The following is a 732-nucleotide window of genomic DNA, read 5'->3' as shown; positions in this document are numbered from 1 at the left end:
ATGTGTCGGGAGTGGAGAGCTGTCGTCTTCCGAGCTCTCGCGGCCGGCGGAGCGCCGCGGCCCGGGCCGCCCTCTCGAGCGCGAGCAGCCCGCCCGGGGCAAGCGCCCCGGCCGCCGCCTCCAGCACGGCCTCGAGCGGCGGGCCGGCCACCGGGTACGGCGCGTCGGCCAGGATCAGGTCCACGGGCGCGGCCTCTGCCGCGAGCGCCTGCTCCACGCTCCCGGCGCGCACGCGCACGACGTCGGCCCCGCGCGCCCGGTTGACCAGCGCGGCGTTCGCGCGGCACGCGGTCACGGCCTTCCGGTCCCGCTCGACCAGCAGCACCGATGCCGCTCCGCGGCTGGCGGCCTCGCACCCCAGGGCGCCGGAGCCGGCGTAGAGGTCGAGCACGGCCGTCCCGTCCAGCCAGTCGCGGGCCTCGAGCCAGGAGAACAGGGCCTCCTTGATGCGGTCCGTGGTGGGGCGCGTGCCGGTGCCGGGGACGGCGGTCAGGGGCCGCCCGGCGGCCGCGCCGGCGATGATGCGGGACATGGCTCAGCCCTTCTCGAGGTAGTCGGCGGCGGTGAGGTGCTCGGCCTCCCAGCGGGCCACCTCGGCGGCGAGCGCCGGGTGGGCGGAGAGCCCCGGGCCGGCCGCCATGACCTGCGCGACGGCGTCGGCGGCCACGGCGATCAGCGGGGCGTCGGCGATGACGTCCACGTGGTGCAGCCCCGAGGCCAGCCCGGACTGGA

2 protein-coding genes are annotated in these 732 nt (G+C 78.4%); both read right to left on the bottom strand.

What is annotated here, in order from left to right:
- The coding region (gene rsmD, locus D8M29_RS13000; RefSeq protein ID WP_127446066.1) for a 16S rRNA (guanine(966)-N(2))-methyltransferase RsmD at nt 1-532 on the bottom strand (532 nt) is incomplete at its 3' end.
- A 3-nt stretch (nt 533-535) separates the two neighbouring features.
- The coding region (locus tag D8M29_RS12995; RefSeq protein WP_148111641.1) for a hypothetical protein at nt 536-732 on the bottom strand (197 nt) is incomplete at its 5' end.

Source organism: Micrococcus sp. HSID17227, assembly GCF_003989405.1.
GTDB lineage: Bacteria > Actinomycetota > Actinomycetes > Actinomycetales > Micrococcaceae > Micrococcus > Micrococcus luteus.
This window is presented reverse-complemented; position numbering and strand designations above follow the sequence as displayed.